Source organism: Methylobacterium sp. GC_Met_2, assembly GCF_026540795.1.
In the GTDB taxonomy this organism is placed as follows: domain Bacteria; phylum Pseudomonadota; class Alphaproteobacteria; order Rhizobiales; family Beijerinckiaceae; genus Methylobacterium.
In genome coordinates this window covers 17,319-41,994 of record NZ_JALNUM010000013.1, presented here as the reverse complement: position 1 = coordinate 41,994, position 24,676 = coordinate 17,319, and the positions used below count along the sequence as shown (strand labels likewise).

Annotated in this window: 30 protein-coding genes; 17 read left to right on the top strand and 13 right to left on the bottom strand. The window is 68.5% G+C overall.

What is annotated here, in order from left to right; genetic code table 11:
• Positions 1-84 precede the first annotated feature (84 nt).
• Complete coding sequence (locus OXS49_RS07365; RefSeq protein ID WP_244008360.1) at positions 85-813, top strand: amino acid ABC transporter ATP-binding protein; 729 nt, start codon at positions 85-87, stop codon at positions 811-813.
• A 132-nt stretch (positions 814-945) separates the two neighbouring features.
• Here OXS49_RS07365 and OXS49_RS07360 read toward each other — a convergent pair whose 3' ends face one another.
• Positions 946-1,965: a gamma carbonic anhydrase family protein gene (locus tag OXS49_RS07360; protein WP_244008316.1), complete on the bottom strand. Its 1,020-nt coding sequence runs from the start codon at positions 1,963-1,965 to the stop codon at positions 946-948.
• Between the two features lie 143 nt (positions 1,966-2,108).
• Between OXS49_RS07360 and OXS49_RS07355 the strand changes: the two genes are divergently transcribed.
• On the top strand, positions 2,109-2,576 hold the full coding sequence (locus OXS49_RS07355; protein WP_267423065.1) for a molybdenum cofactor biosynthesis protein MoaE: 468 nt from the start codon (positions 2,109-2,111) through the stop codon (positions 2,574-2,576).
• A gap of 6 nt (positions 2,577-2,582) precedes the next feature.
• Here the strand turns inward: OXS49_RS07355 and OXS49_RS07350 are convergent, their stop codons facing one another.
• Positions 2,583-2,732 (bottom strand): hypothetical protein, encoded by a 150-nt coding sequence (locus OXS49_RS07350; protein ID WP_244008318.1) that lies wholly within the window; start codon positions 2,730-2,732, stop codon positions 2,583-2,585.
• A 204-nt stretch (positions 2,733-2,936) separates the two neighbouring features.
• Between OXS49_RS07350 and OXS49_RS07345 the strand changes: the two genes are divergently transcribed.
• Positions 2,937-4,082, top strand: a complete 1,146-nt coding sequence (locus OXS49_RS07345) for an AI-2E family transporter (RefSeq protein ID WP_244008319.1) — start codon at positions 2,937-2,939, stop codon at positions 4,080-4,082.
• Positions 4,083-4,223: 141 nt separating this feature from the next.
• Here the strand turns inward: OXS49_RS07345 and OXS49_RS07340 are convergent, their stop codons facing one another.
• Positions 4,224-5,453 (bottom strand): amidase, encoded by a 1,230-nt coding sequence (locus tag OXS49_RS07340; protein WP_267423063.1) that lies wholly within the window; start codon positions 5,451-5,453, stop codon positions 4,224-4,226.
• A gap of 91 nt (positions 5,454-5,544) precedes the next feature.
• On the opposite strand from OXS49_RS07340, the gene OXS49_RS07335 reads away from it, so the two are divergent.
• The 6 genes from OXS49_RS07335 to OXS49_RS07310 all read left to right on the top strand — a co-directional run bounded on the left by OXS49_RS07335 (position 5,545) and on the right by OXS49_RS07310 (position 10,845).
• Positions 5,545-6,552, top strand: a complete 1,008-nt coding sequence (locus OXS49_RS07335) for an extensin family protein (protein WP_244008321.1) — start codon at positions 5,545-5,547, stop codon at positions 6,550-6,552.
• A 169-nt stretch (positions 6,553-6,721) separates the two neighbouring features.
• Positions 6,722-7,183, top strand: coding sequence for a hypothetical protein (locus tag OXS49_RS07330; protein ID WP_244008322.1), 462 nt, complete (start codon positions 6,722-6,724; stop codon positions 7,181-7,183).
• A 2-nt stretch (positions 7,184-7,185) separates the two neighbouring features.
• Positions 7,186-7,848, top strand: coding sequence for a ribonuclease T2 (locus tag OXS49_RS07325; protein ID WP_267423061.1), 663 nt, complete (start codon positions 7,186-7,188; stop codon positions 7,846-7,848).
• 58 nt (positions 7,849-7,906) lie between these two features.
• On the top strand, positions 7,907-8,755 hold the full coding sequence (gene rlmJ / locus OXS49_RS07320) for a 23S rRNA (adenine(2030)-N(6))-methyltransferase RlmJ (protein ID WP_267423059.1): 849 nt from the start codon (positions 7,907-7,909) through the stop codon (positions 8,753-8,755).
• Positions 8,756-8,978: 223 nt separating this feature from the next.
• Complete coding sequence (locus OXS49_RS07315) at positions 8,979-10,256, top strand: porin (RefSeq protein WP_243920413.1); 1,278 nt, start codon at positions 8,979-8,981, stop codon at positions 10,254-10,256.
• A gap of 286 nt (positions 10,257-10,542) precedes the next feature.
• On the top strand, positions 10,543-10,845 hold the full coding sequence (locus tag OXS49_RS07310) for a hypothetical protein (RefSeq protein WP_346016935.1): 303 nt from the start codon (positions 10,543-10,545) through the stop codon (positions 10,843-10,845).
• 129 nt (positions 10,846-10,974) lie between these two features.
• Here OXS49_RS07310 and OXS49_RS07305 read toward each other — a convergent pair whose 3' ends face one another.
• The gene (locus tag OXS49_RS07305; protein ID WP_267423058.1) at positions 10,975-11,520 is read right to left on the bottom strand and encodes a GNAT family N-acetyltransferase; all 546 of its coding nucleotides are present in this window, start codon (positions 11,518-11,520) and stop codon (positions 10,975-10,977) included.
• A gap of 190 nt (positions 11,521-11,710) precedes the next feature.
• Between OXS49_RS07305 and OXS49_RS07300 the strand changes: the two genes are divergently transcribed.
• Positions 11,711-13,219 carry a peptidoglycan DD-metalloendopeptidase family protein gene (locus OXS49_RS07300; RefSeq protein WP_267423056.1) on the top strand — a complete coding sequence of 503 codons (1,509 nt, stop codon included), beginning with the start codon at positions 11,711-11,713 and terminating at the stop codon, positions 13,217-13,219.
• Positions 13,220-13,282: 63 nt separating this feature from the next.
• Here the strand turns inward: OXS49_RS07300 and OXS49_RS07295 are convergent, their stop codons facing one another.
• On the bottom strand, positions 13,283-13,636 hold the full coding sequence (locus OXS49_RS07295; RefSeq protein WP_267423054.1) for a YidB family protein: 354 nt from the start codon (positions 13,634-13,636) through the stop codon (positions 13,283-13,285).
• A gap of 152 nt (positions 13,637-13,788) precedes the next feature.
• Here OXS49_RS07295 and OXS49_RS07290 point away from each other — a divergent pair, with 152 nt between their 5' ends.
• Entirely contained in the window at positions 13,789-14,049 is a 261-nt protein-coding gene (locus tag OXS49_RS07290; RefSeq protein ID WP_267423052.1) for a hypothetical protein, read from the top strand.
• Position 14,050: 1 nt separating this feature from the next.
• Here OXS49_RS07290 and OXS49_RS07285 read toward each other — a convergent pair whose 3' ends face one another.
• Positions 14,051-14,458, bottom strand: a complete 408-nt coding sequence (locus OXS49_RS07285; protein WP_244008331.1) for a YidB family protein — start codon at positions 14,456-14,458, stop codon at positions 14,051-14,053.
• A gap of 122 nt (positions 14,459-14,580) precedes the next feature.
• Here OXS49_RS07285 and OXS49_RS07280 point away from each other — a divergent pair, with 122 nt between their 5' ends.
• The 6 genes from OXS49_RS07280 to OXS49_RS07255 all read left to right on the top strand — a co-directional run bounded on the left by OXS49_RS07280 (position 14,581) and on the right by OXS49_RS07255 (position 20,058).
• Complete coding sequence (locus OXS49_RS07280; protein WP_267423051.1) at positions 14,581-15,462, top strand: alpha/beta hydrolase; 882 nt, start codon at positions 14,581-14,583, stop codon at positions 15,460-15,462.
• Between the two features lie 132 nt (positions 15,463-15,594).
• Entirely contained in the window at positions 15,595-15,927 is a 333-nt protein-coding gene (gene yajC, locus OXS49_RS07275; RefSeq protein WP_244008333.1) for a preprotein translocase subunit YajC, read from the top strand.
• Between the two features lie 57 nt (positions 15,928-15,984).
• Positions 15,985-17,589: a protein translocase subunit SecD gene (gene secD / locus OXS49_RS07270; protein ID WP_244008334.1), complete on the top strand. Its 1,605-nt coding sequence runs from the start codon at positions 15,985-15,987 to the stop codon at positions 17,587-17,589.
• 237 nt (positions 17,590-17,826) lie between these two features.
• Positions 17,827-18,768, top strand: a complete 942-nt coding sequence (gene secF / locus OXS49_RS07265) for a protein translocase subunit SecF (protein ID WP_244008335.1) — start codon at positions 17,827-17,829, stop codon at positions 18,766-18,768.
• Positions 18,769-18,781: 13 nt separating this feature from the next.
• Entirely contained in the window at positions 18,782-19,180 is a 399-nt protein-coding gene (locus OXS49_RS07260; protein ID WP_267423046.1) for an MTH938/NDUFAF3 family protein, read from the top strand.
• Complete coding sequence (locus OXS49_RS07255) at positions 19,180-20,058, top strand: phytoene/squalene synthase family protein (protein WP_267423044.1); 879 nt, start codon at positions 19,180-19,182, stop codon at positions 20,056-20,058. The genes OXS49_RS07260 and OXS49_RS07255 overlap by 1 nt, the downstream gene beginning before the upstream one ends.
• Positions 20,059-20,111: 53 nt before the next feature.
• On the opposite strand, the gene OXS49_RS07250 is transcribed toward OXS49_RS07255, so the two are convergent.
• The 7 genes from OXS49_RS07250 to OXS49_RS07220 all read right to left on the bottom strand — a co-directional run bounded on the left by OXS49_RS07250 (position 20,112) and on the right by OXS49_RS07220 (position 24,564).
• Positions 20,112-20,423 carry a DUF6883 domain-containing protein gene (locus OXS49_RS07250; RefSeq protein WP_244008338.1) on the bottom strand — a complete coding sequence of 104 codons (312 nt, stop codon included), beginning with the start codon at positions 20,421-20,423 and terminating at the stop codon, positions 20,112-20,114.
• A 26-nt stretch (positions 20,424-20,449) separates the two neighbouring features.
• The gene (locus tag OXS49_RS07245) at positions 20,450-20,701 is read right to left on the bottom strand and encodes a DUF4926 domain-containing protein (protein ID WP_267423042.1); all 252 of its coding nucleotides are present in this window, start codon (positions 20,699-20,701) and stop codon (positions 20,450-20,452) included.
• Between the two features lie 46 nt (positions 20,702-20,747).
• The gene (locus OXS49_RS07240) at positions 20,748-21,344 is read right to left on the bottom strand and encodes a protein-L-isoaspartate O-methyltransferase (RefSeq protein ID WP_267423135.1); all 597 of its coding nucleotides are present in this window, start codon (positions 21,342-21,344) and stop codon (positions 20,748-20,750) included.
• Between the two features lie 62 nt (positions 21,345-21,406).
• A complete protein-coding gene (gene surE, locus OXS49_RS07235; protein ID WP_267423040.1) occupies positions 21,407-22,171 on the bottom strand; it encodes a 5'/3'-nucleotidase SurE in 765 nt (254 codons plus the stop codon).
• Positions 22,171-23,595: a serine--tRNA ligase gene (gene serS, locus OXS49_RS07230; RefSeq protein ID WP_267423038.1), complete on the bottom strand. Its 1,425-nt coding sequence runs from the start codon at positions 23,593-23,595 to the stop codon at positions 22,171-22,173. The genes surE and serS overlap by 1 nt, the downstream gene beginning before the upstream one ends.
• Before the next feature lie 84 nt (positions 23,596-23,679).
• A complete protein-coding gene (locus OXS49_RS07225; RefSeq protein WP_244008342.1) occupies positions 23,680-24,042 on the bottom strand; it encodes a ketosteroid isomerase family protein in 363 nt (120 codons plus the stop codon).
• Between the two features lie 78 nt (positions 24,043-24,120).
• Positions 24,121-24,564, bottom strand: coding sequence for an OsmC family protein (locus OXS49_RS07220; RefSeq protein ID WP_244008343.1), 444 nt, complete (start codon positions 24,562-24,564; stop codon positions 24,121-24,123).
• Between the last annotated feature and the right edge of the window lie 112 nt (positions 24,565-24,676).

The window sequence follows — 24,676 nt, the reverse complement described above, 5'->3', positions numbered from 1 at the left end:
GAGGCGGCCTACGCGCCGACGGATGCGGGCCTGCAGCCCGGCCACCTGATCTCCGGTGCCCCCGTGGCGGCGCCCGGCGAGACGATGATCGCCATCGACAACATTAGCAAATGGTACGGCGACTTCCAAGTGCTGACCAATTGCACGACCAAGGTCGCCAAGGGCGAGGTCGTGGTGGTCTGCGGCCCCTCGGGTTCGGGCAAGTCGACCCTGATCAAGTGCGTCAACGCCCTGGAGCCCTTCCAGAAGGGCCAGGTCACGGTGGCGGGCACCAAGGTCGTCGACAAGGCGACCAACCTGCCCAAGCTCCGCTCGCGGGTCGGCATGGTGTTCCAGCATTTCGAGCTGTTCCCGCACCTGTCGATCACCGACAACCTGACCATCGCCCAGCGCAAGGTGCTCGGCCGCAGCGCCGAGGACGCCAAGAAGCGCGGGCTCGACCTGCTCGCCCGGGTCGGGCTGGGTGCCCAAGCCACCAAGTTCCCGGGCCAGCTCTCGGGCGGCCAGCAGCAGCGCGTGGCCATCGCTCGGGCCCTCGCAATGAACCCGGTCGTCATGCTGTTCGACGAGCCGACCTCGGCGCTCGACCCCGAGATGGTCGGCGAGGTGCTCGACGTGATGGTGGAACTCGCGCGTGAGGGCATGACCATGATGGTCGTGACCCACGAGATGGGCTTCGCCCGCAAGGTCGCCGACCGGGTGATCTTCATGGATCGCGGCGAGATCGTCGAGGACGCCAAGAAGGAGGACTTCTTCGGCAGCCCCCGTTCGGAGCGGGCGCAGACCTTCCTGTCGAAGATCCTGCAGCACTGATCGAGACACGTGACGCGAAGGATCCCGAACGCTCCACCATCCTGATCCACTGGATCGAAGCGTAGGTCTCTTCCAGGGACGCTGCTCTTGCATCTCAGGATGCGGTTGTGGGTGGCTCAGGAAGCACGGTTGCTAACCCAGCGCTTCCTGCGCCACGCGGTACTCCCGCCCGTGCCGGCAATAGCCCTCGACGATGCGGATCATCGTGGCGCGCTTCTCGGCGTCCAGCGGTGCGAGAATCCGCGCCGGGCGGCCGCCCCAGAGATAGCCGGCCTCCAGGATCTGGCCGGGATCCGTGGTGGCGCCGGCCGCCAGCATCACGTCATCGGCGATCAGGGTGCCGGGCGCGATCGCCGCGCCGATCCCGATAAGCGCCCGGGCGCCGATCCGGCTATCGGCGATCCGTACGTTGTGGGCGATCGTTGTGTCGCGCCCGATCACCACGCCTTCGCCGCGGGTCCGGATGAGGGTGTTGTCCTGAATGTTGGTGTCGGCGCCGATCACGATCGGCCCGGCTTCTGCGTTGAGGTCGCAGCAGAACAGCACGCTCGATCCCGCGCCCAAGCTCACCCGCCCGCGCACGGTCGCGGTGCGGGCCACGAACACGCTGGCCTCGACCTCGGGGGGATCCCCGGCGGGCGGCGTGGGCCCCTCGCCCATCCGCTCGCGCAGACGTTCGGCGCGCTCGGCGACGTCTTCGGCATTCACCGGCTGCTTCGGCCGTGCCGGGCTGCCCGCATAGGCGAAGCCGCCGGGCAGCTGCGCCCGCGGGAAGACGGTCGAGCCCGCCTCGATCACGGCGCCGTCGCCGATCTCCGCCCCGTCGAGGATCACCACGTCGTCCTCGATCACCACATCCGAGCCGACCGTACAGGCATGCACGACGCTGTTGCGCCCGACGGTCACGCGGTCGCCGACCTGCGTGCCCCGCGCCTGGGTGGCGATGTGGACGGTGGAGCGCGGTCCGAGCCAGAATCGCTCACCTAGAATGACGCTCTGCCCGTCCGCGCGGATGACGGCGTCGTCGCCGATCCAGGACTGGGCGCCGATGCGGGCCGCGCCGATCACCGTGCTGCCGCGGCCGCACCAGACGGGCCGGCTCGCGAAGTCCGGCACGACGCCGTCGTAGGGCAGGATGAGCTCGGGGGTCACGTGGATATCCTTCTCCACCGCCGGCCCGGGGCAAAGCTCCCCGGGGCCGGCAGGGTGCGGCAGACCGTGTCATATAGAGGCATCGACCGGTGTGACAGGCAGGGGGCTGGCAGGAGCCGTCGCCGACGCCTATGGACCGGAGCATGAGCGCGCCCGTCCCGAGCATCGCCATCCAGGCCGAGCCCTTCGACACCGCGGCCGAGATCGCCCGCATCACCGCCGATCTCGGGGGTCGAGCCGGCGCCGTCGTCACCTTCTCGGGCTTGTGCCGGGACGAGGACGGCCGCTTGGCGGCGCTGGAACTCGAACATTACCCCGGCATGGCCGAGGCGGAGTTGTCGCGCGTCGCCACCGAGGCGTCGTCGCGCTGGCCGCTCCAGGCCGTGCGGATGATCCACCGCTACGGACGTGTGAGCCCGGGCGATGGAATCGTTCTGGTGATCGCGGTTTCGAGCCACCGGGTCGCCGCCTTCGAAGCGGCGAGCTTTTTGATGGATTATCTCAAGACCCGGGCGCCGTTCTGGAAGCGCGAGCACCTTGCAGACGGCACGACCGGCGCCTGGGTCGAGGCGACCGCGCAGGACGACGCCGCGGCCGGGCGCTGGGGCTGAGCCGGCCTACACGATCAGCGCGTTGAGCAGCACGGCCAGGACGCCCCCAGCGATGGCGATGCCCATCAGGACAACACTGCTGAGCTGATCGGCGGAATCGACCGTGTGGCCAGGGCCGAGGGAACGGATCGGCGTCTCGCCGTAATGGTCGCTCATCGCGTGTCTCCTGCTTGTGCCCCGTCGGGATCGGTCGGGCGGCCGCAACCAACGCGCGAACGACCTTTCGGTCCCCGGTCTGGGGATTACGGGTGTCTGTCATCCGCGCGGAAACGCGCGTCCGTGAATCGCACTTACCGCGCCGCGCGCACTTGACCCCGGGTGGCACCGCGGCGTTCGTGGAGCCGCACTGCGGGAGCGATGATGTTGGACAGGAAGCTTCAGGACGTCGAGGGCCCGGTCAGGCCGTGGCGCGGTGCGGCGCCGCTCGCCGCCTCGGGCATTGCGGTCGTCTGCTTCGCGGCGGCGCTGGCGCTGGCCTGGATGTCGGTGGGTACGCTGCTGCTGATTTTCGCCGGCGTGCTGTTGGGCGTCTTCCTCGACGGTCTGACGCGCGGGCTCGGCCATGTCCTGCCCCTGCCCCGTGGCCTGCGGCTGACCATCGCCAGCCTCGCCGTCGCGATCGCAGTTCTGGCCTTCGGATCCTATGGCGGCGCCACGATCGTGCAGCAGGGGCGCGACCTGGGCACCACGATCAAGGATCAGGCCGGAACGGTGACCGGTTGGCTCTCCGCGCGCGGCATCGATGTGCCGTCCTTCGCGCCGCAGGGCGGCGGCAAGGACGGCTCGACCGAATCCGGCCAGCGGGAGGGCGGACTCGGCGGCCTCGCCAACGGCCTCCTGAAGGGCAGCGGCTCGATCGTCTCGGATGCCGGCAGCGTGCTGGGGCCGGCAGCCGCGGTGATCCTCGGGCTGTTCGACGCGCTGGGCAATCTCCTGGTGATCGCCTTCCTGGGGCTCGCCTTCGCGGCCGATCCGAAGGCCTACCGGGACGGCGTCGTACGCTTCGTCCCGCCGCAGAAGCGCTGGCGGGCGAGCCAAGTTCTCGACGGGGCGGGTGAGACCCTGCGGCACTGGCTGTTCGGCCAGCTCATCATCATGGCGGTGATTTTTCTGTGCACCTGGGCGGGGCTGGCCTTCCTGGGGATCGGCGGTGCGCTGATCCTCGGCCTCCAGGCCGGCCTGCTCGCCTTCGTGCCCACGGTCGGCCCACTGGTGGCTGGCCTCGTGATCGTGCTCGCCGCCCTGGCTTCCGGCACCAAGGCGGTCATCGGCGCGATCGGCGTCTACCTCGCCGTGCAGTGCCTGGAGAGCTATGGCCTGACGCCGTTCATCCAGAAGCGCGCCCTCGACATCCCGCCAGCCACGATCTTCGCCGGGCAGCTGATCCTCGGCGTGATCTTCGGCCTCTGGGGCATCGCCCTGGCACTGCCGCTGATGGCGGTGATCAAGGTCCTGTTGGAGCAGCTCTACGTCGAGGACACCCTCCACGAGCAGCCGAGCACGTGAAGGTCCCGGTTTCGAAAGGTCGAGACCTTTCGTGGGTGCAAGGCAAAGCTCTGCTGGGCTCGGGCAAAGCCCGATCGTCGGGGGCCTGCCCCGACACCCCGCCAAAGGGCTCGCCCTTCGGGAACCCCTGACTGGGCCGCGCTAGCGCAGGGCGTCCTCGAGCATCCGGGCCACGGCCAGGGCGCGCCCGTCGTCGCCGAAGCGGCCAATGACCTGGACGCCGATCGGAAGCCGGTCGCCCGGTACCGGTACGTTCACGCAGGGCACGCCCATCAGCGTCCAGAGCTGGTTGAAGCGCGGATCGCCGGTCGCTGCGAGCGTCGCGGGGGCCGGTCCCGGGGCCGAGAAGGTCAGGATCGCGTCGTAATTCGCGAACAGGTCCTTCAGCACCCTTCGGGCCCGGTGGGCATGGCGGCGGGCATCGTCGTACGCGGCCGGCGCGATCGCGGCGCCGGAATCGAGATGCGCCCGGACGAGCGGCGGTAGGGCTTCGGCCTGCGTGTCGTACTCCCAGGCCAGCGCCAGCCGACCTTCGTAGTTCTGGATGATCCGATGGCGCTCCCAGGCCTCGGCCAGCTCTGGCGGCAGCATGAGGTCGGTCACCTGCGCGCCCGCGCGCTCGGCCGCCAGTCGGGTCCGCGCCAGGGCGGTCTCGGCCTCCGGCTCCGGCGCCTCGGCGAAATCCTGCCGGACGAGGCCGATGCGCGGCGCGGATCCTGTCTCCGCCCCTTCGATCTGCGGCCGGCCGGTCACCAACGCCAGGGCGTGCGCGACATCCGCGACGCCGGCGGCGAACAGGCCGACGGTATCGAGCGCCCAGGAATAGGTCTTCACCCCAACCGTCGGGATCAACCGGAACGAGGGCTTCACCGCCGCGCAGCCGCAATAGCTCGCGGGCCGGATCACCGAACCCGCCGTCTGTGTGCCCAACGCCAGCGGCAGCATCCCGGCGCCGACCGCCGCGGCAGACCCCGCCGAGGATCCCCCGGGCGTGTGGCCGGGATCGTGCGGGTTGACCGTCTCGGTCGGATCGCTGCTGGCGAAGGCCGTGGTGGTGGTCTTGGCCAGCGCCACCGCGCCGAGGCGCTTCAGGCGGGCTACGACGGCAGCGTCCCCCCGCGGGTGCCAGCTTTGGTAGATCGGCGAGCCCATCTGGGTCGGCAGGCCGGCGCTGTCGATGATGTCTTTCACGCCCACCGCGATCCCTGCGAGCGGCCCCGTCTCCGCGATCGTGGGTGCCGCGTCGAGGGTGACGAAGGCGCGCAACGTCGGCTCCCTGGCAGAGATCGCCGCCCGGCAGAGATCGATCGCGCCCGTGGGCGTCAGGGTGCCGGCAGCGATGCGGGCGCGGAGATCGAGGAGCGAGAGCATTTTGTATTCAGTGCTCCGGACGGGGTCTCTGTCAACTCAGCCACAGGTCCGGGCATTCGGGAAACGGCGTTGACGAACGCTTTACGCGACCATGCGCATCGTCCGTGTCATGTGGCGTGGCGTATCCCTGATTTCGGCCCTGGCGCTGTTCGGCGCAGGGCTCACCGCGTGCTCGATCAATCATTTCGAGCGGCGCGAGCCGTGGCGCGACCAGGCGGAGCAGGTCTGCCTGGCCAAGAAGCTGGTTGAGCCCACCGAGTTCATCACGCCGGTGGCGGCGATGGACGGTCCGGGCCCCTGCGGCATGCAGCAGCCGTTCCGGGTGACGCGGCTCGGCGGCGGCTCCGTGCTGATGAAGCAGCGCATGACCCTCGGCTGCCCGGCGCTCGCTGAGGCCGAGGCTTGGCTCGCCGACACGATCCAGCCCGCCGCCAACCTCTATTTCGGCGTGCCGGTGGCCGAGATCAACGCGGGCTCCTATTCCTGCCGGGGCCGCAACAATCAGCCCGGCGCCAAGCTCTCCGAGCACGGGTTCGGCAACGCCATCGACGTCATGTCGGTCAAGCTCGCCGATGGGCACGTGATCACCGTCAAGGGCGGGTGGCGCGGCACGGAGGCCGAGCAGGGCTTCCTGCGCGAGATTTTCCTGGGCGCCTGCCAGCGCTTCTCGACGGTGCTGGCGCCCGGCTCGAACGTGTTCCACTACGACCACATCCATGTGGACCTCGCCCGGCACGACCCGCGGGGCCTGAGGCGGATCTGCCAGCCGCTGATCAAGTTCACGCCGCAGCTCGGCACTGGAGTCGAGCGGCCCCTGTCGCGCCCGGTGCCACCGCCGCACCAGCCCGCCGCCCCGCAGGCCCCGGTGGATGTCGAGGAGGACGATCCCTACAGCGTCGCGCCGATGTCGAAGGCGGCGAGCCCGACCCAGGTCGCTCGCGCTCCGGCACGCCTGCCGGCGGCGACGGCCTACACGTCGGCGCCGCCGGTCCGATCCGCCCCGCGTGTCGCAACCGCCTCTCCGGAGGAGCCCGCTGGGGCCTACGACGAGCCGCTCCAGCTCGGCGCGCCGACGGCCGGAACCGGGCCGATCTACTGAGGCGACTTCGCGCTGCGCGTGGAATCGTCGACGTAGCCGGCGATCACTGTAGCGGCGACGCCGCACCCGCCGTCAAAAGGGCTTTTCAGGCGCGGCCAGAGCTTGACTGGCGGGCCTGCCGAGTCATCGTCCTGGGATGCAGGACCGTACATCCGCCGAGGCTCGCGCCATGCGTTCGATCCGTCACGGCCTCGCCCTCGGGCTGGCCCTCGTCGCGCTGGCGCAGCCGGCGCTTGCCCGCTCGGCGCGCGAGGATATCGAGCCCGCCGAGGAGCGGGTCTTCCCGTTCGATGCGCAGATCCCAGCCTGTCAGGATCCTTCGGTGCTGGAGCGGGTCTCGACAAACTTCGCCGAGAAGGAGGCGAAGTTCTGGAACTCGTCGATGACGATCCTGTCGTTCGACACGATCGAGCGCACCGCGTGGCGCCCCTGGGGGCTCGACACCTATCCGCGCCGATTCTGCACCGCCACCGTGACGACATCCGACGGGATGCGCCGCAAGGTCGACTACTCCGTACGCGAGAGCCTCGGGATCATCGGCGCGACCTGGGGCGTCGAGTTCTGCGTCCACGGGCTGGACCGTGAACTCGCCTACGCCTACGCCACCGCCTGCCGGATGGCGCGTCCCTGATCATGCGGGGGCTCGCAGCCTGCCTCGCCGGCCTGCTGATCGCCGGGCCGGCCACCGCTCAGGATTACGGCGGCTTCGCCCGACGCGGCAGCCCCGGCGAATTCGACTTCTACGTGCTGGCCCTATCGTGGTCCCCGACCTACTGCGCGGGCACGGGCGAGCGCCGGGACGACGTCCAATGCGCGCCGGGCCGCGGGCTCGGCTTTGTGGTCCACGGGTTGTGGCCGCAATACAGCCGGGGCTACCCCGAGAACTGTTCCGCCGTGGTGCGTGCACCGACCCGGCAGGCAATCGAGGTGGCCGGGCAGGTCTACCCGAGCGAGGGCCTCGCCCGCTACGAGTGGCGTAAGCACGGTACCTGCTCGGGCCTCGATCCGGCGACTTACTTCGCCGCCGCCCGGGACGCCCGGCTGGCCGTGACGATCCCGGATGGCCTCAAGGGCGGCGGCCCGTCGCAGACGCTGGCGCCGATCGAGATCGCCCGCCAGTTCGTCGCCGCCAATCGCGGCCTGCGCCCCGACATGATGGCGGTCACCTGTACCCGGGGGCAGCTGCAGGAGGTGCGGATCTGCTTCGGCAAGGACCTGAAGGGGTTCACCCCCTGCCCCGTGGTCGCTCGCAGCAATTGCCGCGCGCCTGAGATCTCCCTAGACGCAGCGCGCTGATTTTTTTTCGACCGCAGGCGCTGGACCCGGGTCGCCGGATCCGCTTCACCGCAACCCCATGAATTATCGGCACACCTTCCACGCCGGCAACCATGCCGATGTGCTCAAGCATCTCGTCCTGGCGCGGGTGCTCGAACATCTGCGTCTCAAGGACAAACCGTTCCGGGCGCTCGACGCCTTCGCGGGGCTCGGCGTCTACGACCTCACGGCCGACGAGGCGTCCCGCACCGGCGAGTGGCGGGACGGCTGGGGCCGCATGGAAGAGCCCTTTCCGCCCGCCGTCGAGGCGCTGCTCGCGCCCTACAGGGCGGCGGTGGCGGCAGTGCAGGCGCGCCACGGCACAACCGCCTATCCCGGCTCGCCCGCCGTGATCCGCGAGGCCCTGAGGCCCGGTGACAAGGGTGTGTTCGTCGAACTGCATCCGGCCGATGCCGCGACCCTGCGGGCGCGCTACGAGCGCGATCCGCGCACGAAGGTGATGAGCCTCGACGGCTGGACCGCGGTCAAATCCCAGATCCCGCCTCCCGAGCGGCGCGGCCTCGTGCTGATTGACCCGCCCTACGAGGTGCCCGGCGAGATCGAGCGGCTCGGTGCCCACCTCGCCCGGGCGGTGGCGAAGTGGCCGACCGGCGTGTTCCTGGCGTGGTACCCGATCAAGGATACCGCGGCGCTCGACCGTATGGTCGGGGAGCTCGATCCCGCCCTGCCCCGCCCGGCGCTCCGCCTCGACCTGCTGATCGACCGGCCGGACGATTCGACCCGACTCACCGGCAGCGGCTTGATCGTCGTCAACCCGCCCTGGCGCCTCGCCGAAGAGGCTCTGCTGTTCCTGCCGGCCCTTGCCGAACGTCTGGCTCGACAGGACTTCGGAGGGTTTCGCTGTGATTCGATCGGCGCGCAGAGCTGAACCCACAGAATTCGCGCAACTTTCATGACGTGCTGATCCGGACCCGCAGGCTAAGCGACCCGCCGATCCAGTTTTAGTTGCGTCAAAGACACATTTGAGCAGCATCGGTCAGCCGTGATGCTAAAATGCTCAAAAAATAAGCAACTGCCGTTTGTTTGATTTTGTGTCATTTGCTGGTCGATGTCAGCTTGACCGTAGACGAACCATAACGAGCGGCGACATCATGCTGACCCGATCCACCCTGTCCGGCCTTGCCGCTGTCCTGCTGTCTTCGACCAGCCTTCTGGCGGCCGATCTGGCTGCGCCGGCCCCCGTGCCCGTGGCGCCCCCGGCCGAGCCGTGCAAGGCGACGCTTCTCGGCCCGACCTACGGCGGCGTGATCAAGGCGAACCCGAACCCGACCTGCTTCGCCGCAGGCCCGCTGGGCGACCTCTATGTCGGTGGCGCTGTGACGGGTTACGGCTACACGCAGACCAATCCGTTCAAGTCGTTCGCGACGCCGGCGGCGCCCGATGATCGGGATCGCTCCGCGCGGTTCGACTTCTCGAACATCCAGGGCGTCATCCAGAAGCCCGAGGGCGCGTTCCAGTTCTACATCCAGGCCGGCGGCTACTCGATCCCGCAGCTCGGCTTCCCGACCCTCGGCACCTTCACGCAGACCGACCTGCTGTTCGGCCCGGTCCCAGTCGCCTTCGGCAAGATCCAGATCAACGACGAGTGGTCGATCCAGGGCGGCCGCCTGTTCACCCTGATCGGTAGCGAACTGCTGTTCACCTACCAGAACCTGAACATCAACCGCGGCCTCCTGTTCGTGCAGGAGAACTTCATCAACCAGGGCGTTCAGGTGAACTACAGCAGCGGCCCGCTGTCGGTGTCGCTGGCCGGCACGGATGGGTTCTTCTCCAACGAGATCACGTGGTTCACCGGAAACGTCGCCTACAAGCTCGACGACTACAACACGATCGGCGTGAACGGGGGCCTCAACCTCGGCCGGACGAACTCCTTCGCCCGGAGCGCGCGCTACCAGTTCGCGACGCCGGGCTTCCAGCAGAACAGCGGCATCTTCGACATCAACTACACCTACGCGAATGGTCCGTGGATCATCTCGCCGTACTTCCAGTTCACCAACGTCGAACGCGATCCGCGCGTGGGCATCAACGCCTCCGCGTCGACCTACGGCGGCGCCCTGCTGGCGGCCTACTCGTTCACCGACAACTTCTCTCTGGCGGGCCGCGTCGAGTACACGGAGCAGACCGGCGTGCGGGGTGGATCGACCCCGAACCTCCTGGGCTTCGGCGCCGGCAGCAACGCCTTCTCGGTAACCGTGACGCCAACCTTCACGTTCGACCGGTACTTCTTCCGGGTCGAGTACGCGCATGTCGAACTCGGCAACATCACCCGCGGCAACCTCGCGGAGGGGAGCCTGGGCACCGGCTTCGGCCGGACCGGCAACCGCACCTCCCAAGACCGCTACATGGTCGAGACCGGCATCACCTTCTGATCCGCAACTCAGACCGGCCGCATCGGCGGCCGCTAGAAGCCCCCGTCCACGAGACGGGGGCTTTTTTTATTTCGATTTCTTTTAGGCCTCTGCGTGTGGATACCAATATGCGGAATATTTAATCCGTATCAGCATATATTGTTTGATGTAAGTAGTCCGTTATTACAATTTTGTGCTTAGTAAGTGAAACAATGTTTGGATGATCACTTGAATGTCCATGCCAATGTCATGTACTTCTCCTCGCTATCGGGCTGCGGCCAGATCGGGAAACTTGGAGATGTTCGTGATGGAGGCTTTGTCCGCCACCCTTTGGAGCTTGGCGGTGCCGGGCATGACGCCGAAGGCGCTGCGCGCGGCCGTCCGCGAAAAGCATCCCGAGGCTTCGAAGAAGGATATCGTGCGCGCGGCGTTCTACGCGCTGATCGAGGCGCGGTCCCAGGACAATCAGGCCGTGGACGCGCTCCACCAGTTCGCCCTGGCCGAGCGGATACCGTCCGACGAGCCGCCCATGACGATCGGCAAGCGGCGGAAGAAGAAGCAGCGCCAGGCCGTCGAATCGGCCGTCCCCGAGGCCGCTGCCGCGGCTTGAGCGGCCCGCACATCGAGGCGCCCGGTCTCATGACCGGATGCGAGAGCAAAGCTTGATCGCATACGGCTCTCAATTTGCGATGTGACGCGCTTCTCCGCCGGACCAATGTCCCCTTCGCTGCAGAGCGCTCTAAGTCCGCCGGAGCAACCGCCGGCCGGGCCGGTGGCCCTCCTCACCCGTGTCGCGGAACCCGAGTTTCGCCAGAAGCCCCCAGGACGCGACGTTGGCGGGGCGGCATTCCGCCACGATGGTGCGGCTCGGGAAGCGTCTCACGAGAAGGTCGATGATCGCCGAAACCGCCTCGAACGCGAAGCCGCGTCCGCGCGCGGCGCCGCCGATCCAGTAGCCGATCTCGATCACGCCGGCGCCGCGCAGATGCGTGCCGACGACGCCGACAAGGTCACCCCCGAAGGTCCCCGTTGCCGGGCCTGTCCCGCGGATCCAGGCGCCCAGGAAGCGGTCCTGTCCCCGCCGCCCGCTCAGGATCAGATCCTGGGCGTCCTGCAGCGTGAAGGGTGTCGGCAGAAAATCCACCGCGGCGGTGATCGCCGGGTCGTCCGTGAGCCGGCGCACGGCGTCGGCATCCTCAGGCTGCAGCGCCACGATCGACAGGCGCGCGGTGTCGATTCCGGGCAGGTCGCTGAGGGTGGCGCGGGCGGCGCGGATGGTAAACATCTCTCCGAGATGGGGTGCCGGACGGTGCAGAAAAGGCACGGTCAGGCCCCCCGCGATCATCCTGAAATGGGTCGCGAATACAGCGCCGCCCTCGGTGAGGGGGGCACAGTCGTGCGGAACGGGAACGGTTGCTTAACCTGAATCCGTCTTCATTGGGGCATCAAGTTGCGTCAGGCAAACGGGTGCGTCGATGCGGGTGCGCGGTAAGGGTCGGATGTTGCGGACGCTGTCGCGGGTCGCCCTCATCGGTATCATCGGTGGGGCGGCAGCCGCTTGTTCCTCGGACGCGTCGCGCCTGAGCAACCCGTTCTCGAATCCATTCGATTCGGAGCCGGCCGCCACCGGCAGCCTGCCGGACGGCGGCCTCAAGTCCGTGCCTCCGGTCCGCACCGGCCGGATCCAGTCGGAGGCGCTAAGCGCCCCCGGAGCATCGCGCACCGCCAGCGTTGCGGCCCCAATCCAGCCCCATGCGTCGGCGCCCGCGACCCGCGTCGCGTCGACCGGGCAGGTCGGCTGGAACGCCCAGGGCGGCACCCAGATCACCGTGTCGCAGAACGACAGCCTGAACCAGATGTCGACCCGCTACGGCGTTCCCGCCTCGGCGATCCTGTCGGCCAACGGCCTGACCAGTGCCAACCAGATCACCCCCGGGCGGCAGATCGTGATTCCGGTCTACAACGCCTCGGGCATGAACCCGGCCGCCGCTCCGATGACCGCCCGCCCGGCCCGGGCGGCGGAGGAGAAGCGCGAGGATTCCAAGCAGGTCGAGGGCAAGCTGGCCGCCAAGCGCGAGGATGCCGCTCGAGAGGCGAAGCGCGAAGAGGCCAAGCGTGACGAGGCCAAGCGCGAGGAGGCCAAGGAGGCCGCCAAGGAAGCGGCCAAGGAAGCGGCCAAGCGGGTCGCCGACAAGGAGACAGAGCGCAAGGAAGCGCTGGCGCGCGATGCTGCCGCCCGCAAGGTTGCCGACACCAAGTCCCGCAAGGAGACCGTGAAGGAAGCCGCGAAGATGGATGCGAAGGCGGACGACAAGCCGCGTCATGTCCGACCGGGGCAGCTCGCCAAGGCCGACGAGAAGAAGCCGGACCCGAAGGCCGAGGCGAAGGCCAAGGCCGAAGCGAAGGCAATGGAGGCCAAGGCCGAAGCCAAGGCCGCCGCGAAGGCCGAGGCGACCCAGAAGCTCGCCGAGGCCAAGGCCGCCAAGGAGGCGGCGCAGAAGGCCGCCGCCGCCGAGAAGGTCGAGAAGGTTGCCGCCAAGGAGGCGCCGAAGGCTGCCGCGCCCGTCGCTCCGGCGAAGCCCGAGCCTGCCGCCACCGGCTCGGTCGCCGACGCCTCCGAGAGCTTCCGCTGGCCCGCCAAGGGCCGGGTGATCTCGGGCTACGGTACCTCCGGCAACGAGGGCATCAACATTGCGGTGCCGGAGGGGACGCCCGTCAAGGCCGCCGAGGAGGGCACCGTCGCCTATGCCGGCTCGGACGTGAAGGGCTACGGAAAGCTGGTGCTGGTGCGTCACGCCAACGGCTACGTCTCGGCCTACGCCCATAACGGCGAGCTCGACGTGAAGCCGGGCGAGAAGGTCAAGCGCGGCCAGGTGATCGCCAAGTCCGGCGCATCGGGCAACGTAACCTCGCCGCAGCTGCACTTCGAGATCCGCAAGGGCGGCGCGCCGGTCGACCCGATGTCCCAGCTCGCCAGCAACTGAGCGGTCCATTCCGATCAAAGCGAGCGGCGGTCCCGAGGGACCGCCGTTTTCGTTTCCGGAGGCTCAGGCCTTCGGTTCCTGCAAGGTTCCGTCGGGGCTGTGGTGATCCACGGCCTGCGGCAATGCCTCGGCCAGGGCCGGGAAAAGCTGATCCATCGGGATGCCGAGCTTCTGCGCCATCTGGCGAACCTGCTCGTTGTCCAGGACCTTGTGCAGATCGTCCGCGGTGATCGGCTCGTTCGGGCCGCGGCCGAGCCAGGAATTCACCTGGCTCTCGTAGCCGGATCGGCGCAACTGATCGAGCAGCGTGTTGAGGCCGCCAGGCAGTACCTGCTGGATGATGCCGGGCAAGGCCTTCAGCGCCATCTGGCCCAGCGAGCCGCCAAACGCGCCGCCAAGTGAGTCGAGCAAGCTCATACGGGTCCCCCGTCGATCAATCAGTCCAATCTCAGTCTAGGGCACTTTGCCGACCGGGGGAGGCCGGCCCCGCGTGAACCGCAATTTAGTCGACAGCGCCGCCAGCTTGGCCCGGAATGCCGACCCGGTTCCCGCTCCCTGGTCGCCCGGTCATGAGATTTCTCGCCCCATCCCTGCTGCTCGCGCTCTGGGCAAGTGCGGCTTTGGCGTTGCCGGCCGAGACCGCCGGGCCGGCAACGCAGGACCGCGCCCTAGCGGACGCGGTGTTCGTCCGCCCGCTTTACGGCACCTACCGGCATTGCGGGGGCGCCTGCCTCAAGAGAGGCGAGCTGTCCTGGTTCTGTTTCCAGAAGCAGAGCTGCTACCTGAGCTGCGCGACCGCCCCGCCCCTGATGCGATGCGCCGTCCCGTAGCTCAGCGGATCTGCGTGCTGAAGTTCGGCTGCGGCTTCAGCGCACCGTTCTCGCTCTGCGCCGCCACCGCGGCCGGCAGGAACTCCGCGAGGGCGGTGGCCACCCGCCCCTCGGGGATGCTGAGGTCGTAGGCGAGACGCGTGGTGACCGCGTCGGGCAGGCAGGCCGCGACGGCGGAGGTCGGAACGGCCTGCCGTTCCTCGGGCAGCGCCCCCGCCGACAGCCAGGAGTCCACTGCCCCGCCGTGGCCGGTCTCGCGCAGGCGATCGAGGAAGGCCACGAGGCCGCCGGGATAGAATTTCGCCAGCGCCAAGGTCAGCTTGCCGCTGCCGGTATCCTCCAGGGCGCGGTCCATTGCGGCCACGACATCGCCGATCAGGTTCTTCGCACCATCCAGCAGGCCCATCATCGTCCCCCGTCACGCTTGCGTTGCGTGTCGAAAGGTCGGGCGCAAAACGCTGCCGGCAAGCGCATGCAGCGAATCCACGGCGGATCACGTAAGCTGCGCGGCGCGAAGCAGCGAGATTCGTCATGAAAAGTGTGCGCGCCGGCGTGCTGGAGGTCGCCTATCGGGAAGCCGGACCGCCGGACGGACCGGCTGCCGTTCTGCTCCATGGCTTCCCGTACGACGTCCACGCCTACGACGTCGCCGCCGAGCAACTCGCCGCTGCCGGAGTGCGCTGCCTGATCCCGTACCTGCGCGGCTACGGCCCGACGCGATTTCTCGATCTCGCTACGCCGCGTTCGGGCGAACAGGCTGCGCTCGGAGCGGATCTCCTCGCCTTCCTCGACGCCCTCCGCATCGACCACGCCGTGCTCGCCGGCTACGATTGGGGCGGCCGGGCGGCCTGCGTGGTCTCGGCCCTCTGGCCGGACCGGGCGAAGGGCTTGGTGAGTTGCGGCGTCGGCTACAACATCCAGAACATCCCGGCCGCCGGGCGGCCCGTCGCGCCGGAGGCCGAGCATCGGCTCTGGTATCAGTATTACCTCCACGGCGAGCGCGGCCGCGCCGGGCTGGCGGCTAACCGCGAAGCGTTCTGCCGCCTGCTCTGGCAGCTCTGGTCGCCAAGCTGGGCCTTTGACGCCGAGACCTTCGCGCAGACCGCCCGGTCCTTCGACAATCCCGATTTCGTGGACGTGGTGGTCCATTCCTACCACCACCGCTTCGGCCTCGTGCCAGGTGATCCGGGATTGGTCGCGATCGACGCGCAGCTTGCGGCGCAGCCGGAGATCGCGGTGCCGTCGATCGCGCTGCTTGGCGCCGATGATGGCGTCGGGCCGCCGTCCGCGACCGACATCGATGCGCGTCACTTCATCGGCCCCTATCGGCGTGAGATCGTCGCGGGGGTCGGCCACAATTTTCCGCAGGAGGCGCCGGACGCCTTCGTGGCGGCAGTGCGCGCTCTTCTCTGACGGCCTCACAGGGGTCCGTCGCTTCGACGTTGCTTTCGGGAAGCCCCTGGCTATAGTCCGCGCGCTTTTCGATAGGTCTGTCAGCGCCGAAAACCGGCGGCAGGCCCGATCGCCATTTGCAGGAGACGCTCGTTGATCACCCCCGCCTTCGCGCAAGGGGCCACTACGGCCGCTGGCGGAGCGGAGATCGCCTTTCAGGTGATCCCGTTCGTCCTGATCTTCGTGATCATGTACTTCCTGATTCTGCGACCGCAGCAGAAGCGGGTCAAGGACCACCAGACCCTGCTGAAGGCCGTGCGCCGGGACGACACGGTCGTGACCAATGGCGGTCTAATCGGACGCGTGACCAAGGCGTCGGACGACCAGCCCGAGATCGAGGTGGAGATCGCCCCGAACGTCCGCGTGCGGGTCGTCCGTTCGATGATCTCCGAAGTCCGCGCCAAGGGTACCGTGAAGGCTGCCTGATTTCCCGATTGAAACGGCCGGCGTAACGCGCCGGCCCAAAAGAGAAAAAGACGACCGATGCTGCGCTTCTCCCGTGCGAAGATCATCGCGACGCTGGGTCTGATCCTGGTGGGGCTGATGCTCGCCGTGCCGAGCTTCTTCTCCCCCGAGCAGCGCAAGGGCTTCGTCGCCAGCCTGCCGCCATGGTTCCCCACCTGGATCGTGCCGACGCGCGCCATCGTGCTCGGTCTCGACCTGCAGGGCGGCTCGCAACTCCTGCTCGAAGTCGATCAGAACGAGTTGATCGCCTCCCAGGCCAAGGCGCTGCGCGACGACGTGCGCCGCACCCTCCAGCAGGAGAACGTTCGCGCCGATGGCGGCATCGGCCTGCTCCAGCGCGGCGTGCAGGTGAAGATCGCGGATGACGCGGCCCGCGCCAAGGTGCTGCCGAAGCTTCAGGACCTGTCGCTGCCGATCACCACGTCGATCGGCCAGACCGCCGCGCGCACCCTCGACGTCACCGAGCAGCCCGGCGGCCTGATCCGCCTGACGCTCACCGATGCCGGCATCACCGACCGCACCCGGCGGGCCGTCAGCCAGGGCATCGAAGTCATCCGGCGCCGCCTGGATTCGACCGGCACCACCGAGCCGTCGATCCAGCAGCAGGGCGCTGATCGGATCCTGATCCAGGTGCCCGGCGAGCAGAATCCCGAGCGCCTGGAAAAGCTTCTCGGCTCTACCGCCAAGCTCGAATTCCGCATGCTGGCCGACAGTCCGTCCGGCGACGTCGACATGCTGCCCTCCAAGGACGAAAAGGGCGCCAAGGTCCCGGTCGAGCGCCGGGTCATGGCCGATGGCGGCGAGTTGACCGACGCGCAGCCGTCCTTCGACCAGCAGTCCCACGAGCCGATGGTGAGCTTCAAGTTCAACCTGCGGGGCGCCCAGCGCTTCGGTCAGGCGACCTCGGAGAATGTCGGGCGGCGCATGGCGATCGTGCTCGACAACGAGGTGGTGTCGGCCCCCGTGATCCGCTCGGCGATCACCGGCGGCTCGGGCCAGATCACCGGCAACTTCACGGTCCAGCAGGCCAACGACCTGTCGGTCCTGCTCCGGGCCGGTGCGCTGCCGGCGAAGTTCACCGTGGTCGAGCGCCGCGTCGTCGGGCCCGGCCTTGGCCGCGACTCCATCCAGGCCGGCAAGCTCGCGACCCTGGTGGCGGCAGCCCTCGTGGTCGCCTTCATGTTCGCGACCTACGGCACCTTCGGCTTCATCGCCAACATCGCCCTGATGGTCCACGTCGGGTTGATCCTGGGCCTGATGTCGGTGCTCGAAGCCACGATGACACTGCCCGGCATCGCCGGGATCGTGCTGACCATCGGCACCGCGGTGGATTCCAACGTGCTGATCTACGAGCGCATGCGCGAGGAGCAGAGGGCCGGACGCTCGCTGATCTCGGCGCTCCAGGCTGGCTTCGACCGGGCCTTCGCCACCATCATCGACTCGAACTCGACCATGGCGATCGCCGCCCTGATCCTGTTCTTCCTCGGCTCGGGCCCGGTGAAGGGGTTTGCCGTGGTCTTCATCCTCGGCATCCTGACCACGGTCATCACGGCGGTGACGCTGACACGGATGATGATCGCGGTGTGGTACAAGACCTTCCGACCGAAGGCCCTGCCGTTCTGATTTTTTTGGAGGGTCGACGCAGGAAGCGCGGACGGCGCGACGGACCCCCTCTCCCGTGCGGGAGAGGGTTGGGGTGAGGGACCGGAAGTCTCGGGATCGAGCCACAGGATCGATGCGCCCACGAGGCGCTTCATTCTGAGAGTTCTCGACCCCCACCCTGTCCCTCTCCCGAACGGGAGAGGGGACCCGCGCCTCGCCGACCTTTCGTCGCGACTGTCCGCGAACAGAGACACGACCATGCGCCTGCTCCGCCTCTGGCCCGATGAATCGCATTTCGACTTCATGCGATTCCGGCGCTTCACCTTCCCGCTCTCGGCGCTGCTCTCGCTCGCCACGGTGGTGCTGTTCCTGACCGTCGGGCTGAATTTCGGCATCGACTTCAAGGGCGGCACCCTGGTCGAGCTGCAGGCGAAGTCCGGTACCGCCGATGTCGCGGGGATCCGCCATACGGCCGCCGGCTTCGGCTTCGGCGAGCCGGAGGTGCAGGAACTCGGCAACCAGGGCACCGTGCTGGTCCGCCTGCCGCTCCAGCCCGGCGAGCAGGGCCAGACCGCGGTGATGAACAAGGCGCATGCCGCCTTCGACCAGGATTACGATTTCCGCCGCACCGAGACCGTCGGCCCGCGCGTCTCCGGCGAGCTGGTGCAGTCCGGCACGCTCGGCGTCGTACTCTCCGTCGTGGCGGTGCTGCTCTACCTCTGGTTCCGGTTCGAGCGGGAATTGGCGCTCGGCGCCATCGTCGGCACGCTCCACGATATCGTGCTGACGGTCGGCGTGTTCATCATCACCCGGATCGAGTTCAACATGACCTCGATCGCGGCGATCCTCACCATCGTGGGCTACTCGCTCAACGAGACGGTGGTGGTGTTCGACCGGACCCGCGAGCTCATGCGCCGGTACAAGACCATCCCGACGGTCGACCTGCTCAACCTGTCGATCAACTCGACCATGTCGCGCACGGTGATGACCTCGATCTCGTCCGGCCTGTCGCTGCTGGCGCTGGTGCTGTTCGGCGGCGAGGCGATCAAGGGCTTCGCCACCGTGATGCTCTGCGGCGTGCTGATCTGCACCTACTCGGCGATCTTCATCTCGACTCCGGTGTTGATCTATTTGGGGCTGATGCTCTCGGGTGCCCGCGCGGCGTCAGAGCGCTCCGGCGTCCCGCAACCGGCGGAGTAGTCTTTTTTCCGCGATGGCCGATCAGCCAAATCCGAAGACCTTCGACTCCGGCTTCGTGCCGGGGCGCCACATCATCGACACCTACGGCAATGGCGGCTTCCGCTTCGCCGGGATGTCGCATCGCGGCTCGATCCTGATGCTCCCCTCCGGCGTGCGCGCCTGGGACGTGACGGAGCCGCGGGGCATCGACCGGACGGCGCTCCGCCCGGTCCAGGCCGAGTCCGCGGGGATCGAGCTGCTGCTGGTCGGCACCGGCCTCGATATCGCGGCGATCGATCCGGTCCTGCGCGGCTGGCTCAAGGATTTCGGCGTCGGGCTCGACGTGATGCAGACCGGGGCCGCCGCCCGGACCTACAACATCCTGGTGGCCGAGAACCGTAAGGTTGCCGCCGCCCTGATCGCGGTGGCCTGATGCCGGAGGTGGAGGGCCAGACAGCCGAGACCGGGCTCGCCTTTGCGCAGTCCCACTGCGAGGGCCTCGTGCGGGACGGCGATCCGGACCGCTATTATGCGACCCTGTTCGCGCCGGCCGCCGCCCGCCCCCACCTCTTCGCGCTTTACGCCTTCTCGCTGACCATCGCGCGGGTGCGCGAGGCCGTCTCGGCCCCGATGGCCGGGGAGATCCGCCTGCAATGGTGGCGCGACGCCCTGCAGGGCGAGGCGCGGGGCGACGTCCGCGCCAACCCGGTTGCTGCTGCATTGGAAGAGGCGATCCGGGTGAACAGCCTCGGCCGCCAGCCCTTCGTCGACCTGATCGATGCCCGGGTGTTCGACCTCTACGAGGATCCGATGCCCCGGGTGAACGACCTGGAGGGCTATTGCGGCGAGACCGCCTCGGCGCTGTTCCGGCTGGCGAGCCTCGTGATCGGCAACGGCACCGAGCCGGGCGGCGCGGGGGCGGCCGGGCATGCCGGGGTCGCCTACGGCATCGCCGGCCTGCTGCGCGCCATGCCCTGGCACGCCCGTTCGGGGCAGGTCTACCTGCCGACCGAGATCCTCGATCGCTACGGCGTCACCCGCGAGGACATCGTCACGGGCCGTGGTGGTCCCGGCCTGCTCCGGGCCTGCGCTGACCTCCGCGCCCTCGCCCGGCAGCACCTCAAGGCCTTCGAAGCGGCGCGCCCGACCATCGCGCCCTCGGCCGGAGCCGCTTTCCTGCCGGTCGCCCTGGTGGAGCCGTATCTCGCCGCCATGGAACGGGCGTCCTACGATCCGCTCAACACACCCGTCGAGCTCCCGCGCTGGCGCCGGCTGTGGCGGCTGTGGCGGGCGGCGCGGCGGGTGGGTTGAGCTACCGTTGAGCGTCGGTAGACCCAGCGCAACGGTACGAACCGTACGCGCCGTCATCCGGTCATCGGGACAGCCGTGACGAAATGGGCGTTCCATCGGGCATCGATGCGCCACACCGTCCGCACATGGGGATTGCGGCCGTCCGGCGTCGTGATGGGTCCCTCGAAGATGACTTTGACGTCCCCGCGTGCGGAAACCGTTTTGCCGACAAACGTATCTTCGGATGGATGAGCGAGCAGCGACGTGGAAAGGATCAGCGGGTCGCCGATTCCGAAGCCGAAGCGCTTGAAGAACCGTGCTTTCGAGCCGCCTTCAATGTGAGTTTCGTCCAGCAGATAGCCGTCGATCTTGCGCGGATCGAGCAATTAGTTTTACGACCAGTTCGGCAGGCTCAAGGGGCGGCGCGTTTCACGAGGCGCAGATCTCTCGCCTCGACGGTGGCAAGCGCGCCACTGGGCTGTGCGAACTCGACCTCGTAGGCTTCGCCGTCACGCCAGATGCCGACGATAGTTCCTTCGGTGCCCGCTTCCATCGCGACGCAGTAATCCGTCGTCGCGGCAGCCGTCAGCACGACGCGGTCAAGATCCCGGAGATCCGACCCCAGCTCATTGCGTCTTACAATGTAAAGCGCATCGACCGTCATGCCGGTAGGATGAGGGGTCTGCGTTCGCGATGCAAGGCCCACCCTGTCAGAGCACCCGCGCCAGCCCCGGCATCAGCGCCGGCAGTCGGACCAGCGCACCCGGCTCCGGCTCGGCCTCCGGCGATGCCAGGACCGCCACCCGACAGATCCCATTGCCGCTCAGGCCGGTCACGAGCCGGCCGCCGGGTTCGAGCGCCGCGCGCCAATGCGGCGGGATCGCTTCCACGCTGCCATGCACGAGGATCCGGTCGAAGCCGCCATCCGGCAGCTCCTGTGCGAGCCCGTCCGCCCGGACGACATGCGCCTCCGGCAGCGCAGCCAGCCGCCGCGTCGCCTCGACCGCGAGCGTCACGGAGCGCTCCAGGCTCAGCACCGCGCCGGCCCCGAGCCGAGCGAGCAGTGCCGTCACGTAGCCCGAGCCGGTGCCGATCTCGAGCATGCGCTGGCCCGGCTCGACGCGCAGCAGGGCCAGCATCACCGCCACCGTGGACGGCGCCGTCATGGAGGCGCCGCAGGGCAGCGGCAGGGCGATGTCCCGCCTGGCATGCTCCCGGTACTGCTGGGGCGCGAAAGCCTCCCGCGGCACCTGCTCCATCGCCCGGAGCACCGCGGTGTCGCGCAGGCCCCGGCCCCGGAGCGCCATCACGAAGGCCGCGTTTCCGGCAGCCGCCTCCAGGCTGCCGAGATCGATCGACGTCCTTTCGATCACTCGGCAAACGCCTGCGCAAAGCGCGTCAGGGTCGGCTCGTCGGTGAGGTCGAGGCGCAGGGGCGTCACCGAGATCCGCTTCTCGGCGATGGCCTTCAGATCCGAGCCGTGACCCGGCTCGAACCGGGCCTTGGCGAAGGCCAGCCAGAAATACGGGTTGCCGCGCCCGTCGACCCGGGCGTCGATCGATAGCAGCGCCTGATTGCGGAAACCCTGCGCCGCCACCGCGATGCCCTGCACGTCGGCCGGCTCGCAATCCGGAAAATTCACGTTGACCAGGATGCCGGGCTCGATCCCGGTCTCGAGGATTTTCTGAATGACCTTCGGCCCGTGCGTCCGCGCGCAATCCCATTTGAGCGCGCCGCGCCCGCCCGCCCCGTAGGCTTGGCTCAGGGCGATCGAGCGGATGCTCAGGATCGTCCCCTCCATGGCGGCCGCGATCGTGCCGGAATAGGTCACGTCCTCGGCGACGTTCTGGCCGCGGTTCACCCCTGACAGGACGAGGTCCGGCCCGTGATCGGCCAGGATGTGGCGCACGCCCAGGATCACGCAGTCCGACGGCGTGCCCTTCACTGCGAAGCGCTGCTCCGAGACCTGCCGCAGGCGCAGCGGATCGTTGAGCGAGAGCGAGTGCGAGACGCCCGACTGGTCGCTCTCCGGCGCCACCACCCAGACGTCGTCCGACAACTCGCGGGCGATCTCCTCCAGGGTACTGAGTCCCGGCGCGTGGATGCCGTCGTCGTTGGTGACCAGGATGCGCATCAGCGGGTGCCCTCGATCCGGTTGAGCCCGCCCATGTAGGGGTGGAGCACCGACGGGATCGTGATGCTCCCGTCCGGGTTCTGGTAGTTCTCCATCACGGCGATGAGCGCGCGGCCGACCGCGACGCCCGAGCCGTTGAGGGTGTGGACATAGGCGGGCTTCCCGTCCTTGCCCCGGTAGCGGGCGTTCATCCGCCGCGCCTGGAACTCGCCGCAGACCGAGCACGAGGAAATCTCGCGGTGGGTGCGCTGGCCCGGAACCCAGACCTCGATGTCGTAGGTCTTCTGGCTCGCGAAGCCCATGTCGCCGGTGCAGAGGGTCATCACCCGGTAGGGCAGATCCAGCTTCTTCAGCACCGCTTCCGCGCAGGTGAGCATCCGCTCGTGCTCGTTGGCGGATTCGTCCGGCGTCGTGATCGAGACCAGCTCGACCTTGTTGAACTGGTGCTGGCGCAGCATGCCGCGGGTGTCCCGCCCCGCCGCTCCGGCCTCGGCCCTGAAGCACGGGGTGAGCGCGGTGAAGCGCAGGGGGAGTTCCTCCTCGCGGAGGATCGACTCGCGGACGAGGTTCGTAAGCGGCACCTCGGCGGTGGGAACGAGCCATCGGCGAGAATGCTTCAATACTATCTCTCGGATACCGCGCAGCTCATTCTGTTTTGCAGCCGCCGCCGCCTCGCTCTCCGACTTTGCGACCGGATCAACGGAGTCAAGATAAGCGATAGCGTCAGAAACTCCGCTATCAATCTCACCAACATTGGCGGCGAAAAACTGATCGTCCTCGAATTTCGGTAGCTGCGCCGTCCCGAACATGGCTTCGTCACGCACCAGCACCGGCGGCGTCACTTCCAGATATCCGTGCTCCTGCGTGTGCAGGTCGAGCATGAACTGGCCGAGCGCCCGCTCCAGCCGCGCAAGCTGGCCCTTAAGCACCACGAAGCGCGAGCCCGACAGCTTGGCCGCGGCCTCGAAATCCATCAGCCCGGCAGCCTCGCCGAGTTCGAAATGCTCCTTGCCCTCGGTCAGCCGCTCGCGGGTCGAGGCGTGGCTGCGGTAGAGGACGTTGCCGTGCTCGTCGGCGCCTTCCGGCACATCGGCCTTCGGCCGGTTCGGGATCGCGGCGAGCCGGTCGAACAGAGCCTTGTCGGCCGTCTCCTGCGCAACCTTCAACTCCGGCTCGGCCGCTTTCAACTCTGCGACCTCTGCCATCAACGCAGCGGCGTGATCCTCGTCCTTGGCCTTCTTGGCGCCGCCGATCTCCTTGGCGAGCGCGTTGCGCCGCTCCTGGTTGGCCTGCGCGGCCGAAACCGACGCCTTCCGCGCCTCATCGAGCGCGATCAGGTCGGCCGAGAGCGGCGCGAGGCCCCGGCGGGCGAGGTCGCGGTCGAAGGCGTCCGGGTTGTCCCGGATGGCGCGGATGTCGTGCATCGAGTCGGCTCGGGTCTGTCGCGCGGCGTCGGCGCGCGGGCCTCGCTTTGCCGCATCGCGTCCGGTCGGACAAGCGCGCGCCGGTCAGTCCTTCGGCGGTGCGAGCTTGAGCTGGTCGATCACCCAGAGCCACGTCCCGTCCGCCTGCTCGCGGGCGACCTCCACCGAGAAGGCGCCCTTGGGCAGCCGGGCGAAGGTCAGGGCCAGCGCCCCGGTGCGCAGGGGCGGCAGGGTCTCCGGGCTCGGGAAGTCGGATTTCCGCGCCAGCAGGTCGGTGTAGAAACTGCGGATCTCGGCGTGTCCGGTGGCGACCACGCGGCCGGCTGCCAGCACCGCGTCGGTCTCATAGAGGGCTACGAGCCCATCCACGTCGCCCGCATTGGCGCGCTGGTTGAACAGGGCGGCCAGCGTTTCGGGGGCGCGGGCGGGCTCACGGGTCTCCGACATGGCGTCTCCTCATCCGGTTCGGCCGACCGGTTCGCGTTGCGGGAATGCGCCGTGCGGCGGATCTTTCCGCCGGCGGGCTCATTTCAGGCTCTTTCCGTCGCGATCCGTCACCGAGACGGAGACTGGGATCCCGTCTTTCACGCTCTCCGAGACGGTGCAGAACCGCTCGAACTGCTCCAGCACCCGGTCGATCCGCGGCATCTCGGCGGCGACTGCACCCAGGCCAATCCGCACGTCGATTCCGGCGATGCGCAGGCGGCCCTCGGCGTTGCGGTCCATCCGGCATTGCGCCTCGGCGACGACGCCCCGCGCGTCCTGCCGGAACTTTCCCAGCGCGAAGACCAAGCTGGCGCAGAGGCAGTTCGCGACGCCGGAGATCAGGATCTGCTCGGGGAACGGCCCGGTCCCGCCGCCGATCGGGGGGGCCTCGTCGGTGACGAGCGCCGGCAGAGCGGCGCCGAAATCCACGGTGAAGACGTAAGCGTCGACCTGGGTGATTCGGATCGTCGGTCCCGCGTCCATCGCTGTCCTCGTCATCGGTTCAGGCAAGTCGAGCGACGATCTGAGTGATGCGACGGGCCCCCTCTCCCGTGCGGGAGAGGGGGCCCGCGATCGATCTCCTCAAGCCATCGCG

Coding starts and splice junctions, on each gene's coding strand:
- OXS49_RS07365 (WP_244008360.1), top strand. CDS start 85: ATGATCGCCATCGACAACATTAGCAAATGGTACGGCGACTTCCAAGTG.
- OXS49_RS07355 (WP_267423065.1), top strand. CDS start 2,109: ATGAGCGCGCCCGTCCCGAGCATCGCCATCCAGGCCGAGCCCTTCGAC.
- OXS49_RS07350 (WP_244008318.1), bottom strand. CDS start 2,732: ATGAGCGACCATTACGGCGAGACGCCGATCCGTTCCCTCGGCCCTGGC.
- OXS49_RS07345 (WP_244008319.1), top strand. CDS start 2,937: ATGTTGGACAGGAAGCTTCAGGACGTCGAGGGCCCGGTCAGGCCGTGG.
- OXS49_RS07340 (WP_267423063.1), bottom strand. CDS start 5,453: ATGCTCTCGCTCCTCGATCTCCGCGCCCGCATCGCTGCCGGCACCCTG.
- OXS49_RS07335 (WP_244008321.1), top strand. CDS start 5,545: ATGCGCATCGTCCGTGTCATGTGGCGTGGCGTATCCCTGATTTCGGCC.
- OXS49_RS07330 (WP_244008322.1), top strand. CDS start 6,722: ATGCGTTCGATCCGTCACGGCCTCGCCCTCGGGCTGGCCCTCGTCGCG.
- OXS49_RS07325 (WP_267423061.1), top strand. CDS start 7,186: ATGCGGGGGCTCGCAGCCTGCCTCGCCGGCCTGCTGATCGCCGGGCCG.
- rlmJ (WP_267423059.1), top strand. CDS start 7,907: ATGAATTATCGGCACACCTTCCACGCCGGCAACCATGCCGATGTGCTC.
- OXS49_RS07315 (WP_243920413.1), top strand. CDS start 8,979: ATGCTGACCCGATCCACCCTGTCCGGCCTTGCCGCTGTCCTGCTGTCT.
- OXS49_RS07310 (WP_346016935.1), top strand. CDS start 10,543: ATGGAGGCTTTGTCCGCCACCCTTTGGAGCTTGGCGGTGCCGGGCATG.
- OXS49_RS07305 (WP_267423058.1), bottom strand. CDS start 11,520: ATGTTTACCATCCGCGCCGCCCGCGCCACCCTCAGCGACCTGCCCGGA.
- OXS49_RS07300 (WP_267423056.1), top strand. CDS start 11,711: ATGCGGGTGCGCGGTAAGGGTCGGATGTTGCGGACGCTGTCGCGGGTC.
- OXS49_RS07295 (WP_267423054.1), bottom strand. CDS start 13,636: ATGAGCTTGCTCGACTCACTTGGCGGCGCGTTTGGCGGCTCGCTGGGC.
- OXS49_RS07290 (WP_267423052.1), top strand. CDS start 13,789: ATGAGATTTCTCGCCCCATCCCTGCTGCTCGCGCTCTGGGCAAGTGCG.
- OXS49_RS07285 (WP_244008331.1), bottom strand. CDS start 14,458: ATGATGGGCCTGCTGGATGGTGCGAAGAACCTGATCGGCGATGTCGTG.
- OXS49_RS07280 (WP_267423051.1), top strand. CDS start 14,581: ATGAAAAGTGTGCGCGCCGGCGTGCTGGAGGTCGCCTATCGGGAAGCC.
- secD (WP_244008334.1), top strand. CDS start 15,985: ATGCTGCGCTTCTCCCGTGCGAAGATCATCGCGACGCTGGGTCTGATC.
- secF (WP_244008335.1), top strand. CDS start 17,827: ATGCGCCTGCTCCGCCTCTGGCCCGATGAATCGCATTTCGACTTCATG.
- OXS49_RS07260 (WP_267423046.1), top strand. CDS start 18,782: ATGGCCGATCAGCCAAATCCGAAGACCTTCGACTCCGGCTTCGTGCCG.
- OXS49_RS07255 (WP_267423044.1), top strand. CDS start 19,180: ATGCCGGAGGTGGAGGGCCAGACAGCCGAGACCGGGCTCGCCTTTGCG.
- OXS49_RS07245 (WP_267423042.1), bottom strand. CDS start 20,701: ATGACGGTCGATGCGCTTTACATTGTAAGACGCAATGAGCTGGGGTCG.
- OXS49_RS07240 (WP_267423135.1), bottom strand. CDS start 21,344: ATGGCGCTCCGGGGCCGGGGCCTGCGCGACACCGCGGTGCTCCGGGCG.
- surE (WP_267423040.1), bottom strand. CDS start 22,171: ATGCGCATCCTGGTCACCAACGACGACGGCATCCACGCGCCGGGACTC.
- serS (WP_267423038.1), bottom strand. CDS start 23,595: ATGCACGACATCCGCGCCATCCGGGACAACCCGGACGCCTTCGACCGC.
- OXS49_RS07225 (WP_244008342.1), bottom strand. CDS start 24,042: ATGTCGGAGACCCGTGAGCCCGCCCGCGCCCCCGAAACGCTGGCCGCC.
- OXS49_RS07220 (WP_244008343.1), bottom strand. CDS start 24,564: ATGGACGCGGGACCGACGATCCGAATCACCCAGGTCGACGCTTACGTC.